The organism is Paraburkholderia graminis C4D1M (genome assembly GCF_000172415.1).
Classification (GTDB): domain Bacteria; phylum Pseudomonadota; class Gammaproteobacteria; order Burkholderiales; family Burkholderiaceae; genus Paraburkholderia; species Paraburkholderia graminis.
Genome location: NZ_ABLD01000001.1, coordinates 38,846 through 55,533, shown reverse-complemented (window position 1 = coordinate 55,533; position 16,688 = coordinate 38,846). Strand labels below are relative to the sequence as shown.

Here is a 16,688-nt window from a genome sequence, read left to right as displayed (position 1 = left end):
AGCACTCTCACGCTAAAAACCTGCCCGGCGGCCCGGCGCGTACTGATATGGAACACATCCTCTTCCTGACAGGCCGGCTCGCCGAAAAGAGCCTCGTGCGCGTGCTCGAAAGCATGGCGCCGACGCCGTTCAGTTGGGAAATCCGCGAAATCGGTTTGCAGGTTGCGGCGCTGATGACGGCCGACATGATCCGCCGACGCGTGCCCGCGCCGCTCGCCGCGCAACGCGTGATCGTGCCGGGGCGCTGCCGTGGCGATCTCGCCGCGCTGAGCGAACACTACGGCGTGCCGTTCGAGCGCGGACCGGAAGAAGTGAAAGACCTGCCGCAATTCTTCGGCCGCGAGGCGAAACCCGTCGACCTGTCGCGCTACGAGACCGAGATTTTCGCGGAGATCGTCGATGCGCCGCGCCTCGATCTCGACGGCATCGCCGCGCGCGCACGCGACTACGCGGCGCAGGGGGCGGATGTGATCGACATCGGCTGTCTGCCGGAAACGCCGTTTCCGCATCTCGAGGATGCGGTGCGCCGTTTGAAAGCCGAAGGCTATCGGGTGAGCGTCGATTCGATGCGCACCGACGAATTGCTGCGCGGCGGCCGGGCGGGCGCGGACTATCTGATGAGCCTGAACCTCGATACACTATGGATCGCCGACGAAGTGCCGTCCACACCGATCCTCGTCGCGCGCGATCCGGGCGACCCTGCTTCGCTCGACGCAGCCATCGAACTTTTAGCCGCGCGCGGCCGCGCGTTTCTCGCCGATCCGATTCTCGATCCAATTCCGTTCGGTCTCGCGACGTCGATTGCACGCTATGTCAGGCTGCGCGAACGCTATCCGGACGTGGCCATCATGATGGGCATCGGCAACGTAACGGAGTTGACCGAAGCGGACACGAGCGGCATCAACGCGGTACTGCTCGGCATGGCCGCGGAGCTTCGCGTGAGGGCCGTGCTCACGACGTCCGTCAGCCTGCACGCGCGGCGCGCGGTGCGCGAAGCGGACGTCGCGCGCCGCGTGATGCACGCCGCACGCGAGGCGCACATGCTGCCCAAGGGCATCAACGGCGATCTCGCGACCGTTCACGCAAAGCGCCCTTTCCCCTATAGCGCGGCGGAAATCGACGAATTCGCGCGCGATGTTCGCGATCCTAACTTTCGTGTGCAGGTCAGCGACGAAGGCATCCACGTCTATAACCGGGACGGTCATCTCAAAGCCGGCGACCCGTTCGCGCTCTATCCCGACCTGCACCTCGAAGCCGACGGCGGCCACGCGTTCTATATGGGCGTACAGTTGGCGCGCGCCGAGATTGCGTGGCGTCTCGGCAAGCGCTTCGATCAGGACCAGCCGCTCGATTGGGGTTGCGCCGTCGAACGGCCGGAACAGGATCTGTCGGCATGGTGCGCGCCTGGCGAGACGATGAAAAAACGCTGACGCCATTCGGTTCGATTTCTCCCAAACCGAACAGCCGCCCGAGTTTTTCAGCGCACTTCCGCCAAAGCCCTTTCGTCCGATTCGCTCACTTGCGCAAGTTCGCCGCGCATGTCGCTGATCGCCCGCGCATAGTCGTCCGCGCCGAACACCGCCGAACCGGCCACGAACACATCGGCGCCCGCCGCCGCAATCTGCGCGATGTTCGACGCCTTTACCCCGCCATCCACTTCGATCAGCAACGGACGACCCGTGCGCTGCATCGTGGCGTCGACCCGTTCACGCAGCATGCGCAACTTCGCGAGCGTCTCGGGTATGAACGCCTGGCCACCGAAGCCGGGATTCACCGACATCACGAGCACCACGTCGAGCCGTTCGATCACATGATCGAGCACCGCGAGCGGCGTGGCCGGATTCAGCGCGAGTCCGACGCGCGCGCCCTGCGTCTTGATGAGCTCGATCGTCCGGTGCACATGCAGCGACGCTTCCGGATGAAAACTGATCGTGTTCGCGCCCGCTTCCGCAAAGGCGATGACGAGCGGATCGACCGGCATGGTCATCAGATGCACGTCGATCGGCACGCGCGTATGCGGCCGGATCGCCGAACACACGAGCGGCCCGACCGTCAGATTCGGCACGTAATGGTTGTCCATTACGTCGAGATGAACCCAGTCCGCGCCGGCCACGGTGACGTCGCGAATCTCGTCGGCGAGACGCGCAAAATCGGCGGACAGCAGCGAAGGAGCAATCAGAAAATCACGCATGATGTCTCCTTGCGTTCAGTGATAACGGCGCGCCATTGCCTCGAGCGGCAACGGCTTGATGCGCGGCGCCTGCCCCGCGCAACCGAACGCCTCGAAGCGCTCGACGCAAATGCCGCGCGCCGCCGCCGTCGCCGCCTTCAACGCGGCCCGCGGATCGAATTCGCCGCGCGCATTCGCCATCGACTTGCGCATCGCGCCGCTCATCGCGAGCCGGATGTCGGTGTCGATATTCACCTTGCGCACACCGTGCGCAATGCCGCGCTGAATTTCCTCGACGGGCACGCCATACGTCGTCGGAATCTCGCCGCCATATTCGCGGATCACCGCAAGCCATTCCTGCGGCACCGACGACGACCCATGCATCACGAGATGCGTATTCGGAATGCGCTCGTGTATCTGCACGATGCGGTCGATCGCGAGAATATCGCCGGTGGGCTGGCGGCTGAATTTATACGCGCCGTGCGATGTGCCGATCGCGATGGCGAGCGCATCGACGCCGGTTGCATCGACGAAAATTTGCGCTTCGCTCGGATCGGTCAGCAGAGCGTCGCGCGTGAGCTGGCCTTGCGCGCCGACGCCGTCTTCCTCGCCGGCCGTGCCCGTTTCGAGCGAACCTAAGCAACCCAGTTCGCCTTCAACGGAAACGCCGACCGCGTGCGCCGCTTCTACTACACGACGGCTCACGTCGACGTTGTAGTCATAGGCGGCGGGCGTTTTCTGATCGGGCAGCAGCGAGCCGTCCATCATCACCGATGTAAAGCCCGAGCGGATTGCCTGCTGACACACGGCCGGACTCGCGCCGTGATCCTGATGCAGCACGAGCGGAATGTCGGGATGCGCTTCGAGCGCGGCGAGCACCAGATGACGCAGATACGGCTCGCCCGCATACTTGCGCGCGCCAGCCGACGCTTGCAGGATCACCGGGCTCGCGGTTTCCTCCGCGGCCTGCATGATCGCGTGAATCTGCTCCATGTTGTTGACGTTGAACGCGGGCACGCCGTAGCCGTGTTCGGCCGCGTGATCCAGTAGTTGACGCAGTGCGATGAAGGCCATTGCAAACTCCTCGGGAACGAATCATTGGATTCTGTTGTGCCGCTCGTGCGAAGCGAAGCGCTGCACGACGCGGCGCGCTTCGTCGGCCACGGCTTGCGCGGTCAGCGCGAAATGTTCGAACAGCGCGGCAGCGGGCGCGGATTCGCCGAAGCTGTCGATACCCACGACGCCGCCTTCGAGCCCCACGTACTGCCGCCAGAACGCGCGCACGCCCGCTTCGACGGCGACGCGCGGCACGCCCGGCGGCAGCACCGCTTCGCGCCATGCATCCGGCTGCCGGTCGAATACGCTGGTCGACGGCATCGACACGACGCGTGCGGCGATGCCCGTTTCGGCGAGCAGCGCGAGCGAATCGAGCGCGAGCGATACTTCGGAACCCGTAGCAATTAGCACGACGCGCGCTTGTGCATTAGCCTCCGGCCAATCGCGCAACACATAACCGCCTCGCTCGATTGCGTCGATCTGTTCGCTGTCGCGCGCGACGAACGGAAGGTTCTGCCGGCTCAGCAGCAGGCACGTCGGCCCATTGCGTTCGATCGCGCTGGCCCACGCGCGCGCGGTTTCGACCGTATCGCACGGTCGCCAGACGTCGAGCCCCGGAATCAGCCGCAAGCTCGCCGCGTGCTCGACCGACTGATGCGTCGGCCCGTCTTCGCCAAGACCAATCGAATCGTGTGTGAACACGAAGATCGAGCGCGTCTTCATCAACGCGGCCATGCGCAGCGCGTTGCGCGAGTAGTCGGAAAATGTGAGGAACGTGCCGCCGAACGCAATCTGCCCGCGATGCAGCGCGATACCGTTGATCACCGCGCTCATGCCGAACTCGCGCACGCCGTAGTGCAGATAGTTGCCGCCGCGCAGGCCGCCTTCGTCCGCGTGGATGTCCACCGCCGCCTGCCAGTTGGTCAGATTCGAGCCTGTCAGATCCGCCGAGCCGCCGAGCAATTCCGGCAGCGCGCGAGCCAGCACGGCAATGGTCTGCTGCGAAGCCTTGCGCGTCGCGATGGTTTGCGCCGCGCTGTCGGCGTCGCGCAGCATCGCGCGAACGGCATCGTGCCAATGCGCGGGCAGCCTGCCTTGCGTCCTGCGCTCGAATTCGGCGGCTTCATGCGGATAGTGATTGCGATACGCTTCGAAGCGGCGTCTCCAGTCGGCTTCGGCCGCCTCGCCGCGAGCGCGCGCATCCCACTGCGAGCGAGCCTCCTCGGGCACGACGAACGGCGGATATGGCCAGCCGAGCGCGCGCCGCGTATTCGCGACTTCGTCGGCGCCCAGCGGCGCGCCATGCACATCGTGCGTGCCCGCTTTGCCAGGCGAGCCTCTGCCGATCACCGTGCGGCAGCAGATCAGCGTGGGCCGGCCGGCTGCATGCGCGTCTTGCAGCGCGCGGTCGACCGCGTCCGCATCGTGACCGTCGACGTCGCGCACCACCTGCCAGCCGTATGCGGCAAAACGCGCGGGCGTGTCGTCGTTGAACCACTGCGCGACATGGCCGTCGATGGAGATACCGTTGTCGTCATAGAGCACCGTGAGCTTGTCGAGCTTCAGCGTGCCCGCAAGCGATGCCGCTTCGTGCGAAATGCCTTCCATGAGGCAGCCGTCGCCGGCGAATACATAGGTACGGTGATCGACAATCGTATGGCCGGGCCGGTTGAACTCGTGCGCGAGCAGCGCTTCCGCGAGCGCCATGCCGACCGCGTTGGCGAGGCCCTGGCCAAGCGGACCGGTGGTCGTCTCGACGCCGGGCGTCACGCCCACTTCGGGATGCCCCGGCGTTTTGCTGTGCAATTGACGAAAGCGTTTCAGTTCGTCTATCGGCAGATCGTAGCCGGTGAGATGCAGCAGCCCGTACAACAGCATCGAACCATGTCCGTTCGACAGCACGAAGCGGTCGCGGTCGGGCCACGCGGGATTGCGCGGATTGTGTTTCAGATGCCGGTCCCACAACGCAACGGCGATCTCGGCCATGCCGAGCGGCATGCCGGGGTGGCCCGACTTCGCCGCTTCGACGGCGTCGATGGCGAGCATGCGCAGCGCGTCGGCCATTAGGCGGGTTTCAGGTAATGCAAGCGATTCTGCGACGGCGCTCATCGAATGTCTCCTTGGAACAGCAAGCCGGTGTTTCGCGTCGGGTCTTTGCGGCGGGGCCGCGGCTACGGCTTACGCTCGCGAGCGCCGGTCGATCAGTTGCAGAATCATCGGCGTGAAGATCAGTTGCATGGCGAGGCCCATCTTGCCGCCCGGCACGACGATCACATTCGGCCGCGACATGAACGAGTCGTGCAACATGGTCAGCAGATACTGGAAGTCGATGCCTTTGGGCCGCGCGAAGCGGATCACGACAAAGCTCTCGTCGGGCTGCGGAATCTCGCGCGCAATGAACGGGTTCGACGTATCCACGGTCGGCACGCGCTGGAAATTGACATGCGTGCGGGAAAACTGCGGGCAGATGTAGTTCACGTAGTCGGGCATGCGCCGCAAGATCGTATCGACGACCGCTTCATGCGAGTAGCCGCGCATGGTCTGATCGCGATGCAGTTTCTGAATCCATTCGAGGTTGATGGTCGGCACCACGCCAATCAGCAGATCCGCATGCCGCGCGATGTCGATGTGGTCGGTCACCGCCGCGCCGTGCAGACCTTCGTAGAACATCAGGTCAGTGTCGGGCTGCACGTCTTCCCAAGGCGTGAACGTGCCGGCATCCTGCTTGTAGAGACGCGTCTCCGTTTCGTCGTGCACGTAATGACGAAACTTGCCGGTGCCGGTCTCTCCGTAGCTCGCGAAGAGCGCTTCGAGTTCTTCCAGCAGATTCGCTTGCGGTCCGAAGTGGCTGAAGTTCGGCACGCCGTCGCGCTCGTGCTGCTTCATTGCTTCGCGCATGCCGTTGCGGTCGTAGCGGTGAAACGCGTCGCCTTCCACGATCTGCGCGTTGATCTTTTCGCGCCTGAAAATATGGGCAAAGCTCTTCATCACGGTCGTCGTGCCGGCGCCGCTCGAACCGGTCACCGCGATGATCGGGTGTTTGATTGACATGCGCTTGTCTCCGGATAGTAGTGTTGTGTTCGGCCGCTCTGCGTCAGTGCGAGCCTGCATTGCGCGCAATCAGGCCGTGAAGCCCGGCAGAAACAGCGAGCGTCGGCCGAAGAGCGGCGACGTGAACGGCTGGTCCTCGCCACGGTCGTACTCGCCGTGATAGCGGCCAATGCGCTCGACTTCGTTGCGCGAGCCGAGAATCACGGGCACGCGGCCATGCAATGTGTGCGGCACGACGTCGAGAATGCGTTCGCGGCCTGTAATCGAAAGACCGCCCGCCTGCTCGACCAGAAAGCTCATCGGATTCGCTTCGTACAGAAGCCGCAGGCGCCCGTGCATGCCGGGCGTTTTCGAGTCGCGCGGATACATGAACACGCCGCCGCGCATCAGGATGCGATGCACTTCCGCGACCATCGAGGCGATCCAGCGCATGTTGAAGTCCTCGGTCCGGCAGCCGGTGCGTCCGTCCTTGCACTCCTGCACATAGCGGCGCACCGGCGGCTCCCAGAAGCGTTCGTTCGATGCGTTGATCGCGAACTCCGCCGTTTCCGCGGGAATGCGGATGTTCGAATGCGTGAGCACGAAATTGCCGATGTCGCGTTCGAGCGTGAAGCCATGCGTGCCGTTGCCGACCGACAGCACGAGCATGGTCGAGGGACCGTAGATCGCATAGCCCGCCGCGACCTGCTCGCGGCCCGGCCGCAGAAAAGCGGATTCGCCCACGGGTTCTTCGGCGTCGGCGGGACGATCGTCCACATGACGCAGCACCGAGAAGATCGACCCGACTACGCCGTTGATGTCGATGTTCGACGAGCCATCGAGCGGATCGAATGCGAGCAGATAGTCGCCGCGCGGATAGTGCTGCGGAATCGTGTAGACGCGCTCCATTTCTTCGGAGGCCATCGCCGCGAGGAGACCGTCCCACTCGCAGTGCTGCACGAAGACTTCGTTGGTGGCGACGTCGAGCTTCTTCTGTTCCTCGCCATGCGTGTTGACGCTGTGCGCCGAGCCGTAATGCCCGCCGAGCGCGCCCTTGGTGAGCATCGCCGAAATCGACTTGATGGCCGCGGCCACGTCGATCAGCAGCGCGGAAAGGCCCGCGTTTTGCGCGGTTCCCGCCGCGCAAGGCTGGCGGTCGAGCGTGTCGATCAGAAACTTCGAAAGGGTCGTGCGTCCGTCTTGCATGGCGATCTCCTGAGGTTGTTCTGTTTCAGCCTGGCGGCGCGGGGGCGGTGTGGTGCGCTTCGGGCGCATCCGGCGCGTCGGGCGTATCTGCGTTCGACGCATGGGCGGACGCTTCGGCGAACACGCGGCTCGCGCGAATGTCCTCGGCCGCGATCAGCGTCAATGCGGCTGCGTCGATTGGCGCGCCGCCGTCGATCGCTCTCGCGAAAAGACGATTGGCCTGGCGCAGCCGCGAGCGGTCGAGCGCATTGCGCACCGAGCGCGCATTGGCAAAATTCGGCTGACGCGTGCGCAATGCGAGGTAGTCCGCGAAAGCGCGCCGCGAATCCGTGTCGAAGCGGTAATGCATCGTCGCGAGCATGCGCTCGGCAATGTCGAGCAATTCCGCGTCGCCGTAATCGGGAAACGTGATGTGATGCGCGATGCGCGAGCGAAAACCCGGATTGCTCTCGAAGAACACTTCCATCCGCGACGCGTAACCGGCGAGGATCACGACGAGATCGTCGCGCTGGTTTTCCATCGTTTGCAGCAGGATTTCTATCGCTTCCTGACCGTAGTCGCGTTCGTTCTCGGGACGGTACAGGTAATACGCTTCGTCAATGAACAGCACGCCGCCCATCGCGCGCTTCAGCACATCGCGCGTTTTTGGCGCGGTGTGGCCAATGTACTGGCCGACCAGATCGTCGCGCGTGACCGACACCAGATGATTGCGGCGAATGTAGCCGAGCCGGTGCAAGACTTCGGCCATGCGCAGTGCAACCGTGGTTTTGCCCGTGCCCGGATTGCCCGAGAAACACATGTGCAGCGTCGGCGCGCCGCTCGCGAGACCGAGCGATTCGCGCGCACGCTCGACCAGCAGATGCGCGGCAATCTCGCGGATGCGCGTCTTGACCGGCACGAGCCCGACGAGATCGCGGTCGAGTTCCGCGAGCACGTCGCCGATGCCCGAGTCGCGATACAGCGCGGCGAGATCGATATGGGGCGGCAGCGCGAGGTTCATGTGTCAATGCTCCGTGCCGTAGCGTTCGCCCGAAGGCCGGTCGCTCGCATAGCCCGCAAGGCCGTAGTGTTGCAAACGTCCTGGCCCGTCCTGACGCGTCAGACGGAAACCCGGCTCATGATCGGGACGATTGACGATGAACGACAGGCGCATCGTCTCGAAGCCGCGCACCGAATCGAACGCATTGACCTTGATGTAATGATCGGGCCTTGCCGCGCGGCACGCTTTTACTTCCTGCAGCACGCCGGCTGCATCGTGCAGGTCGAACATCGGGAGACCCCACATTTCCCAATACGTATTGCGCGGATGCGGGTCGTCGGTGAATTCGACGGAACAGGCCCAGCCCTGGCTCAATGCATAGTCGATCTGCAGACCGATTTCCTCGTCGGTCAATTCCGGCAGGAAGGAGAACGTGCCCTGTGTAATACGCATGACGTACCTCGCGATTGATTGACTGCAACGTTCGGACGGCGCAAGCGGTGTCACGCGCGGTGGGTCGGCACCGCTGCGAACTTGCATCCGTGATCTTTTGATGCGGGGTTTAAGCTGCTTAACGACCTAGGCTGCCGTCGGCGTGGCCGCGAAATCCGGCGAGTCAGTCGACGCGTAGTTGAAGGTCACGTCGCGCCACGTATCGAGCGCCTGCTTGAGCGGCCCGCACCAGCGCGCCGCTGCTTCCAGAATCTCCGGCCCTTCCTGACGGATGTCGCGCCCTTCGTTACGCGCCTTCACCATGCACTCGAGCGCGACGCGATTGGCAACAGCGCCCGCCTGAATGCCGCCCGGATGACCGATGGTGCCGCCGCCGAACTGCAGGATCGCGTCGTCGCCGAACAGGTCGAGCAGTTGATGCATCTGCCCCGCGTGGATGCCGCCCGAGGCCACCGGCATCACCTTGCGCAAACCGGCCCACGGCTGATCGAAGAAGATGCCGCGCGACAGGTCCACTTCGTTATGCGCCTCGCGGCACACGTTGTAAAAGCCCTGCACGGTCAGCGGATCGCCTTCGAGCTTGCCGACCGCGGTGCCCGCATGTGCGTGATCGACGCCCGCCATGCGCAGCCACTTCGCGATCACGCGAAACGAAATGCCGTGATTGCGTTGCCGCGTGTACGTGCTGTGTCCCGCGCGATGCAGGTGCAGAATCATGTCGTTCTTGCGCGCCCAGCGTGCCATCGACTGAATCGCGGTCCAGCCGATCACAAGGTCGATCATCACGATGCACGAGCCCAGTTGCTTCGCGAATTCGGCGCGCTCGTACATGTCCTCCATCGTGCCCGCGGTGACGTTCAGGTAGTGCCCTTTCACCTCGCCGGTTTCGGCCTGCGCGCGGTTCACCGCTTCCATCGAAAAGAGGAAACGGTCGCGCCAGTGCATGAAAGCCTGCGAGTTGATGTTCTCGTCGTCCTTCAAGAAATCGAGCCCGCCGCGCAAACCTTCATAGACGACGCGGCCATAGTTCTTTCCCGAGAGGCCGAGCTTCGGCTTCACGGTTGCGCCCAGCAATGGCCGGCCATATTTGTCGAGCCGTTCACGTTCGACGACGATGCCCGTCGGCGGTCCCTGGAAAGTCTTCAGATAAGCAACAGGTATGCGCATGTCTTCGAGGCGCAGCGCTTTGAGCGGCTTGAAGCCGAACACGTTGCCGATGATCGACGCGGTCAGGTTCGCGACCGAGCCTTCCTCGAAGAGATCGAGTTCATACGCGATGTACGCGAAGTACTGCGGCTCGCTCGCGCTCGACGCGGGCACCGGATCGACGCGATACGCTTTTGCGCGGTACATGTCGCACGCGGTGAGGCGATCGGTCCAGACCACGGTCCAGGTTGCCGTCGACGATTCGCCGGCCACCGCGGCGGCCGCTTCCTCCGGATCGACGCCCGGCTGCGGCGTGATGCGAAACAGCGCGATGACGTCGGTGTCTTTCGGCGTGTAATCCGGTTGCCAGTAGCCCATCTCGCGATACTTCATCACGCCCGCGGCATAACGCTCGCGAGGATCGCCCGCATTGCGCGGCTTGTGGAGGGACTCGATCGCCGGTTGACTGAAATCGTTCATGACGTATCCTCGATGGTGGACAGGCGCGCTGCCGGAAGAACGAAGCGCTTGTGTGCACTGTAGGCAAGGTCGTCATCGACGGGAATTCACGATTTTATTTGGCAGAGTTAAGCGATCGGTTATTCATCGCATAGGGTGGTGTGGGGTTTTGGCAGGTGAACTCAAATGCCGTCCTCACCGACCAGCACCAGACGCTAGTGCTCAGGACGAACCCTAAGTGACACCCGCACAAGGGTCTTTGCTGCGCGGTGGCACACTTTGCTGCATTATCGGAACAGTGCGCCGCACGAAATGCCGTCAGGCACCCACGCGGCGTGCGAAGCTACCGCCGCCGCTATCCGGCGAAAACCGTGTCGCGGCGCGGCATCGGCTGCATCGAGTGCGATTGCCATTGCGGCACGAACCTTGCGTAGCCGATGATGCCCATGAAGTCCGGCGCCTTGCCGGGCCGACGGCGTGACGCTGTATCAACCGATGGAGGAAGCACATATGCAATGGACGACTCCGAGCTACACCGATATGCGTTTTGGTTTCGAAATCACGATGTATATCGCTACGCGTTAAGCCCGCATGGGCCGCGTAATGCGGCCCCTCTGCGGACCGATTGTTAATCGTCAGCCATACGGGCGGCCTGACGTGCTGCCACGACATGCGTTCCCATCCATGATCCACGAAACGATCGTCACTACCGCAGCGAGCGATGGCCGTCCACATGTCGCGCCGATGGGAGCCCGTTACGAGGGCGACTTCGTCGTCCTGTCGCCTTTTCGTCCGTCCGTCACGCTCGACAATATCGTCGCCACCCGCGCGGCGGTTCTCAACTTCACCACCGACGTCCGCGTTTTCGCCGGCTGCGTCACGCATTGCGCAACCGACTGGCCGACGCTCGCCGCGAGCCGCGTCGCGAGCGTGAGACTCGCCGAATCGCTCGCGCACGCCGAGCTCGAACTGCACGAACTACGCGACGACAACGAGCGCCCCGTGCTGCGGATGAAATGCGCGCACCGCGAAACGCATGCGCCCTTCACGGGCTTTAACCGCGCGCAGGCGGCGGTCGTCGAAGGCTCGATTCTCGTGAGCCGGCTCTTCATGCTGCCGGCCGACAAGGTCGATCGCGAGATGGCCTATCTGCAGATCGCCATCGACAAAACTGCCGGCGAGATTGAACGCACCGCGTGGGGATGGCTCACTTCGGCGATCGCGCGACATCGCGAGCGGCTTGCGTCGCCCGGCGGCCAGGCCGCCTAGTTCGCTTATTTCGTATCCCTCCCGCTTTTTCCGCTTTTTTCGGAGAACACCGATGACGGCATTGCTTGCGAGCGTCCGCTCGCACGACGAAGCATTCGACGCGGCCCGCGCCGGCGCGGACCTGATCGACCTGAAAGAGCCGAACGCGGGCGCGTTGGGCGGTTTGTCGATTGGCGATATTGCGCGGATCGTCCGCGAGCTTCGCGCCCGCTATCCGGTCAAGCCGATCAGCGCGACGATCGGCGACCTTCCGCCGGAAGCGCTCGACGAAATCGCCGCGCGCGTGATCGATGTGAGCGATACGGGCGTCGATTACGTGAAGGTCGGCGTGACGCCCGGACCGGCCGCGCGCCGTTGCCTCGAACAACTCGCGAATCTGCCGGCTGCGGTCGTGCCGGTGCTGCTGTGCGACGGCGGCATGGAGGGTGAACTGGTCGCGCATGCCGCGTCGCTTGGTTTTGTCGGCGTGATGTTCGACACCTCGACGAAAGACGGCAGCACTTTATTCGATCATGTGGACAGCGATTCGCTCGCGCGTTGGCTGCGGCTCGTGCGTCAGCAAGGCGCGATGTGCGGCCTCGCCGGCTCGCTGGGCCTCGCTCAACTGGAACAGATTCGCGCGCTTGCGCCGGATGTGGCGGGTTTTCGCACGGCGTTGTGCGTCGATGGCCGGCGCTCGCGGCTCGATCCGCAACGCGTCGCCGATTGGGCGGATGCGCTGCATAGCGGATCGGGCGGCGTTCGCGGTACGGGTAGCGACGTGGATTCTGTGGTGGTGGGTACGCTCGGCGTTTAATGAGCGCGCGGGGCGACAACGGCTCGCTGCAAGAGCCGCATGTCGTGCAGGTAACGCATGCACCACTGCGGCAGCCTTCAAATCACCGGCGTATTCAACAGCCGGTCTCTCATCAATTCGACGTTGTCCTTGTTGAAAAGCTCGACCACGTAGTTCGCTTCGTTCACGTAATCGACGAAACGGCGGTCCACCACGCCCGACGCAGCGAGCGCGTCGAGCCGTTCGTTTCCCGCTATCGGGCACGACTTCACGACGATCAGGCGCTCGGCGTTGAGCATCGTCGAGAGCCAGGCGGCGAGGCTGTCCGAGGTCGTGTCCCAGTTGCTCATCGCGTCGGGCGTGTCGCGCATCAGCGCGGTCGGCACCCAGACGGCAACGTGCCCATCGCGCAGCGCGCGGCGGATCTTCGCCTCGCTCGATGCCAGCACGAGTTCGGGCAGCACGCCCTGCATCAGAAGCGCGTACTGGGTCATCGCGAGCAGACACATGTTGTGCGCGGCGAGGTCGTCGAAACACCACTCGCTCTGGTACTGGCGCACCTTGTCCGCGAAATCGCCGCCGCCGGGAACGATGACGATGCGCCCGCCCCCCACCTCGCATAGCTCCATGAGCCATTGGCGCAGCGCCGGCTCATGACTCAGGCTGCCCCCGATCTTGACCACCCACATGATCGTCGTCCTCGTTTGCGATTAACCTCGTTTGCTTGTCCGCTTCGCTGCCTGTTTGCTTCTATGCCGGTCCTCCTGTGGATGGTTTGTGCCGTTTGCCTGCGTTTTCCTCTAGCCACAATCACTGCATCGGCCGCGTCCCCTTCACGCGGCCCGAAAAGCCGCATCGACGCTCGCGGCGCCCTCGCCGGCCGTCACGTCGCCCGCTTTCCCATACCGCGCCGCTGCCAGCAAACCCACCGCGACGCTCGGCGCGCAGGTCGCCGCCCACTCCGCCCACTCCGCCTGATCCGCCGCGCCTCCCGCGAGCGTGCCGAAATCGATGTAGCCGCGCGCCTCCTCGCGTGCGAGCGCCGCCGCGAGAAAACGTCCGCAGCCCGCGCCCACCAGCGGCGCGGCGGCCAGTTCGGGATGCGCGGCCGTGACGCGCGTCAGGTTCGCGCCGATCTCGCGCAATTGCAGCTCGCGCCAGCGCAACGCGAACGCGCGCCATTCGGCGGGACTCGTTTCGTGCGCGTCACGGCCGATCATCCGCGCGATCCGCCTTCGGCTCGCCAATTCGGTTTTCGGGCCATTGTCGGCGCTCGGGTAGAGGTCGTATTGCGGCGCGAGTTCGCCCGTGAGCCGGTAGACGTCGGCGGTGCTCGCGAACCATTCGTTCATCACGTTGACGGCTGCGCCGCCGAATTCGATGCGCCGCGCGATGCCACACAGCGGCGTGCGCACCACGCCCTGATACACGAGTTCGCCGGTCGCGAGCCGCCCGGCATCCGTCGATGCGCGCGCAACCACACGCCCGTTCGCGACCGGAATGATGTCGGTCGTCGTGCTGCCGATGTCGATCAGCAACGCATTCGGCACGCGCGTCGCGAGCCAGTGCGCGGTCGCGAGCCAGTTCGCCGACGCGACGCTGCGCCAGCCGGCCGCGCACGTCTCGCGCGTCAACCAGCCCGCGTCGCCCGCGTAAAAAGCGACGCGCGGCCCGAGCCGCTGCGCAAGTGCGGCGGCGATCGCGCGCACGCCTTGCGAGCGGTCCTCGAAGAGGTCGACCATTTCGCCGGTCATCGTCACCGCATGACGCGCCGCGTAGGTCTTCGCGACCGGCCAGCGCTCGAATACAAGCTCGATCGTGCGCTCGAGATGTTCGAGCCCTTGCCACAACGGGCAGGCCCACTGGCCGACGTCGAGCAGCACGCCGCCGGCATCGCTCATCGACACCTTCACATGCGCGCCGCCGACGTCCCAGCCGAACACCGGCGAGCGGCCTACCGGTTCCATGCGCGGCGCGTTCATGGCTGCGCTCCGCAAGCGGAGTGAGTGTCGAACTCGCGCGCCGCGCTCGTGGTTTCGCGAGGTTCGCCAACCCGAACCCCATGCGCGCCCAGCAACACCGCGGAAAGGTTGCGCCCAAGCGCCGCCGACAAACCCGCATAAGCCACAGTCAGTCGCGGATTGACCTCGATGACCACAGGACCGCGCGACGGATGCCACACTACATCGATTCCGGCAAAGCCGCGCAGCCCCGGTATCGCCTCCGCGACGCGATGAGCGAGCTCGCGCAGCGTCCGACCCTGGTCGCTGGCCGTGTCGATCTGATTGACCGTCACGCCGTCGAATTCGACGATGCTCGCGCGCTGCCCCGGCGCCGTGCTCTCCGAGAGCCCAATCCGTTGCCGGTTGATGCTGACGAGTTCGACGCCTTTGCCGTCGCAGATCAGCGAAAGACTCAGCGGCTCGCCGTCGACCCACTCCTGCAACACCGGATTACGCGCCGCTGCCGCGCGCGCATCGTATTCGGTGCAGGCTTCGGCGAAATCGTCGAATACGAAGGTGTCGAGTCCGCCCGCGCCGTCGTCCGGCTTCACGACCCACTTGCGCCCCGCGTGGGCCATTGCATTGGCCGCCGCATGACCGGGCTCGATGGCCGGCGTGGTCGCAATGCCCTTCGCGGCGAGGCACGCGGCGGTCGCGCTCTTGCTCGACGTGACGCGGATCGCTTCCTTCGCGCAGCCGAGCCAGCGCGCCGCGCCGACCGCGTCGTACAGATGCAGCAGCAAGCCGTCGCATTCGGGCGCGACGATCCATGCATAGTCATGTTCGCGAGCCGCGCGCGCGACGAAAGCCGTCATCGATTCGCCCGGCGCGGCCATACAATGAGCGAGCGCGGGGTCGACGTTTTCAAAGCGCGAGGTTGCGAAGCTCACCTCGACATCGTCGAGTTGGCGCAGGTCCGCGACCAGCGCGTCGCGCATCACGCGGCCTTCGACGATCAGCGCGCTCAGGTCGGCGAGACTCGCCGCGCCGGCCAATGCCGGGTCGATGCCGCCGCCGGTGAGATACTCGAAGACAAAGATCTTGGTCAAAGGACGCGCCCCTATGCAGGTGATACCGGTTCTCGATCTGCTCGACGGCCAAGTCGTGCGCGCGGTGCGCGGCGAACGGAGCGCCTATCTGCCGATACGTTCGTCGCTTGCCGCCACCAGCGAGCCGCTTGCCATCGCCCGCGCGCTGCTTGCTGCAAGCGGCGCCCGCACGCTCTACATCGCCGACCTCGGCGCGATCCTTCAGCAGCGCGCTCACATCGAAACGCTTGCCGCGTTGCGCGCCGCGCTGCCCGGCATCGACATCTGGCTCGACGCGGGCTATGCCGACTTCGCGTCGATGCAGGCGCTGTTCGCGCGCATCGACGCAAGCAATCAGCACCCGCAGCACTCGCAACACCCACAGCACGCGCTCGCGACGCTCGTGCCGGTATTCGGCACCGAATCGTTGCAAGACATTCACGCACTGCGCGCCGCCGAAACAGCCGCGTCGCCAACCTCGCCAGCCTCGCCAACCTCGCCGATCCTCTCGCTCGACCATCGCGCCGGCCAACTGCTTAGCGCCGCTGCCGCTCACGAATGCCAGGAGCCCGCGCGCTCATGGTGGCCGCGCAGAGTCATCGCGATGACGCTCGATCAGGTCGGCAGCTACGACGGTCCCGATCTCGCCACCTTCGAACGCATCCGAGCCAGCGCGCCTGCCGATACTCAGGTGATCGGCGCGGGCGGCATTCGCGATCGCGGCGATCTGGCTGCTGCGGCCCGTACCGGCGCAAGCGCTTGGCTCGTCGCGTCGGCGCTGCACGATGGCCGCATCGGCCTGCCGCTCGCAGCGTCGACGTAGGCGAGCAAAACAAGTTCCATGCCAATCGGCGGAAGCGGTGCGGTGGTAAACAACGGCCAGGCTTTATCGTGCTTTCGCCGGCCACGGGTGACACTCTGCTCCAGAACGGCACACAACCTGTACGCGGACAACGCAGGCGCATAGCGCGGCGCGGCGCAGCGGGCGGCCTTCGCGAAGTCGGGCACGCTGTTCAATCGGCAGGCGTTTGTGGGTCTGAGTTCGGACACGGCGCGCCCTCGCGGCCGTTCGCCCGGCATACACATTCAAGCACAACGCGACCTAAGCACCATG

16 protein-coding genes are annotated in these 16,688 nt (G+C 64.8%); 5 read left to right on the top strand and 11 right to left on the bottom strand.

Annotated elements, in window-relative coordinates:
• Window positions 1–47: 47 nt before the first annotated feature.
• On the top strand, window positions 48–1,430 hold the full coding sequence (locus BGRAMDRAFT_RS00260; protein ID WP_006046598.1) for a DUF6513 domain-containing protein: 1,383 nt from the start codon (window positions 48–50) through the stop codon (window positions 1,428–1,430).
• A 47-nt stretch (window positions 1,431–1,477) separates the two neighbouring features.
• On the opposite strand, the gene rpe is transcribed toward BGRAMDRAFT_RS00260, so the two are convergent.
• The 8 genes from rpe to BGRAMDRAFT_RS00220 form a co-directional block, all read right to left on the bottom strand.
• A complete protein-coding gene (gene rpe / locus BGRAMDRAFT_RS00255; protein ID WP_006046597.1) occupies window positions 1,478–2,191 on the bottom strand; it encodes a ribulose-phosphate 3-epimerase in 714 nt (237 codons plus the stop codon).
• 15 nt (window positions 2,192–2,206) lie between these two features.
• Window positions 2,207–3,244, bottom strand: a complete 1,038-nt coding sequence (fba, locus tag BGRAMDRAFT_RS00250) for a class II fructose-bisphosphate aldolase (protein ID WP_006046596.1) — start codon at window positions 3,242–3,244, stop codon at window positions 2,207–2,209.
• A gap of 21 nt (window positions 3,245–3,265) precedes the next feature.
• Window positions 3,266–5,335: a transketolase gene (gene tkt / locus BGRAMDRAFT_RS00245; protein ID WP_006046595.1), complete on the bottom strand. Its 2,070-nt coding sequence runs from the start codon at window positions 5,333–5,335 to the stop codon at window positions 3,266–3,268.
• 69 nt (window positions 5,336–5,404) lie between these two features.
• Window positions 5,405–6,277: a phosphoribulokinase gene (locus tag BGRAMDRAFT_RS00240; protein ID WP_006046594.1), complete on the bottom strand. Its 873-nt coding sequence runs from the start codon at window positions 6,275–6,277 to the stop codon at window positions 5,405–5,407.
• A gap of 69 nt (window positions 6,278–6,346) precedes the next feature.
• Window positions 6,347–7,462: a class 1 fructose-bisphosphatase gene (locus tag BGRAMDRAFT_RS00235; RefSeq protein WP_006046593.1), complete on the bottom strand. Its 1,116-nt coding sequence runs from the start codon at window positions 7,460–7,462 to the stop codon at window positions 6,347–6,349.
• A gap of 25 nt (window positions 7,463–7,487) precedes the next feature.
• Window positions 7,488–8,462 (bottom strand): CbbX protein, encoded by a 975-nt coding sequence (gene cbbX / locus BGRAMDRAFT_RS00230; protein WP_006046592.1) that lies wholly within the window; start codon window positions 8,460–8,462, stop codon window positions 7,488–7,490.
• A gap of 3 nt (window positions 8,463–8,465) precedes the next feature.
• Entirely contained in the window at window positions 8,466–8,894 is a 429-nt protein-coding gene (locus BGRAMDRAFT_RS00225; protein WP_006046591.1) for a ribulose bisphosphate carboxylase small subunit, read from the bottom strand.
• A gap of 126 nt (window positions 8,895–9,020) precedes the next feature.
• Window positions 9,021–10,520, bottom strand: a complete 1,500-nt coding sequence (locus tag BGRAMDRAFT_RS00220) for a form I ribulose bisphosphate carboxylase large subunit (protein ID WP_006046590.1) — start codon at window positions 10,518–10,520, stop codon at window positions 9,021–9,023.
• A gap of 489 nt (window positions 10,521–11,009) precedes the next feature.
• Here BGRAMDRAFT_RS00220 and pqqA point away from each other — a divergent pair, with 489 nt between their 5' ends.
• From pqqA to BGRAMDRAFT_RS00205, 3 genes are all read left to right on the top strand, one after another.
• The gene (gene pqqA, locus BGRAMDRAFT_RS35820; RefSeq protein ID WP_013342881.1) at window positions 11,010–11,084 is read left to right on the top strand and encodes a pyrroloquinoline quinone precursor peptide PqqA; all 75 of its coding nucleotides are present in this window, start codon (window positions 11,010–11,012) and stop codon (window positions 11,082–11,084) included.
• Between the two features lie 99 nt (window positions 11,085–11,183).
• Entirely contained in the window at window positions 11,184–11,768 is a 585-nt protein-coding gene (locus BGRAMDRAFT_RS00210; protein WP_006046588.1) for a DUF447 domain-containing protein, read from the top strand.
• A gap of 52 nt (window positions 11,769–11,820) precedes the next feature.
• Window positions 11,821–12,564: a (5-formylfuran-3-yl)methyl phosphate synthase gene (locus BGRAMDRAFT_RS00205; protein ID WP_006046587.1), complete on the top strand. Its 744-nt coding sequence runs from the start codon at window positions 11,821–11,823 to the stop codon at window positions 12,562–12,564.
• Window positions 12,565–12,641: 77 nt separating this feature from the next.
• Here the strand turns inward: BGRAMDRAFT_RS00205 and BGRAMDRAFT_RS00200 are convergent, their stop codons facing one another.
• The 3 genes from BGRAMDRAFT_RS00200 to BGRAMDRAFT_RS00190 form a co-directional block, all read right to left on the bottom strand.
• Window positions 12,642–13,232 (bottom strand): amino acid kinase family protein, encoded by a 591-nt coding sequence (locus BGRAMDRAFT_RS00200; protein ID WP_006046586.1) that lies wholly within the window; start codon window positions 13,230–13,232, stop codon window positions 12,642–12,644.
• Window positions 13,233–13,376: 144 nt separating this feature from the next.
• A complete protein-coding gene (locus BGRAMDRAFT_RS00195) occupies window positions 13,377–14,525 on the bottom strand; it encodes a hydantoinase/oxoprolinase family protein (RefSeq protein ID WP_006046585.1) in 1,149 nt (382 codons plus the stop codon).
• Entirely contained in the window at window positions 14,522–15,595 is a 1,074-nt protein-coding gene (locus BGRAMDRAFT_RS00190; protein WP_006046584.1) for an ATP-grasp domain-containing protein, read from the bottom strand. The genes BGRAMDRAFT_RS00195 and BGRAMDRAFT_RS00190 overlap by 4 nt, the downstream gene beginning before the upstream one ends.
• 13 nt (window positions 15,596–15,608) lie before the next feature.
• On the opposite strand from BGRAMDRAFT_RS00190, the gene BGRAMDRAFT_RS00185 reads away from it, so the two are divergent.
• Window positions 15,609–16,397 (top strand): HisA/HisF-related TIM barrel protein, encoded by a 789-nt coding sequence (locus BGRAMDRAFT_RS00185; protein ID WP_006046583.1) that lies wholly within the window; start codon window positions 15,609–15,611, stop codon window positions 16,395–16,397.
• Window positions 16,398–16,688: the final 291 nt, after the last annotated feature.

What these genes read in the sequence shown, in the direction of transcription:
- fba (WP_006046596.1), bottom strand. Translation starts at nt 3,244, where the DNA reads ATGGCCTTCATCGCACTGCGTCAACTACTGGATCACGCGGCCGAACAC.
- tkt (WP_006046595.1), bottom strand. Translation starts at nt 5,335, where the DNA reads ATGAGCGCCGTCGCAGAATCGCTTGCATTACCTGAAACCCGCCTAATG.
- rpe (WP_006046597.1), bottom strand. Translation starts at nt 2,191, where the DNA reads ATGCGTGATTTTCTGATTGCTCCTTCGCTGCTGTCCGCCGATTTTGCG.
- BGRAMDRAFT_RS00185 (WP_006046583.1), top strand. Translation starts at nt 15,609, where the DNA reads ATGCAGGTGATACCGGTTCTCGATCTGCTCGACGGCCAAGTCGTGCGC.
- BGRAMDRAFT_RS00225 (WP_006046591.1), bottom strand. Translation starts at nt 8,894, where the DNA reads ATGCGTATTACACAGGGCACGTTCTCCTTCCTGCCGGAATTGACCGAC.
- cbbX (WP_006046592.1), bottom strand. Translation starts at nt 8,462, where the DNA reads ATGAACCTCGCGCTGCCGCCCCATATCGATCTCGCCGCGCTGTATCGC.
- BGRAMDRAFT_RS00240 (WP_006046594.1), bottom strand. Translation starts at nt 6,277, where the DNA reads ATGTCAATCAAACACCCGATCATCGCGGTGACCGGTTCGAGCGGCGCC.
- BGRAMDRAFT_RS00210 (WP_006046588.1), top strand. Translation starts at nt 11,184, where the DNA reads ATGATCCACGAAACGATCGTCACTACCGCAGCGAGCGATGGCCGTCCA.
- BGRAMDRAFT_RS00200 (WP_006046586.1), bottom strand. Translation starts at nt 13,232, where the DNA reads ATGTGGGTGGTCAAGATCGGGGGCAGCCTGAGTCATGAGCCGGCGCTG.
- BGRAMDRAFT_RS00195 (WP_006046585.1), bottom strand. Translation starts at nt 14,525, where the DNA reads ATGAACGCGCCGCGCATGGAACCGGTAGGCCGCTCGCCGGTGTTCGGC.
- BGRAMDRAFT_RS00220 (WP_006046590.1), bottom strand. Translation starts at nt 10,520, where the DNA reads ATGAACGATTTCAGTCAACCGGCGATCGAGTCCCTCCACAAGCCGCGC.
- BGRAMDRAFT_RS00260 (WP_006046598.1), top strand. Translation starts at nt 48, where the DNA reads ATGGAACACATCCTCTTCCTGACAGGCCGGCTCGCCGAAAAGAGCCTC.
- BGRAMDRAFT_RS00205 (WP_006046587.1), top strand. Translation starts at nt 11,821, where the DNA reads ATGACGGCATTGCTTGCGAGCGTCCGCTCGCACGACGAAGCATTCGAC.
- BGRAMDRAFT_RS00235 (WP_006046593.1), bottom strand. Translation starts at nt 7,462, where the DNA reads ATGCAAGACGGACGCACGACCCTTTCGAAGTTTCTGATCGACACGCTC.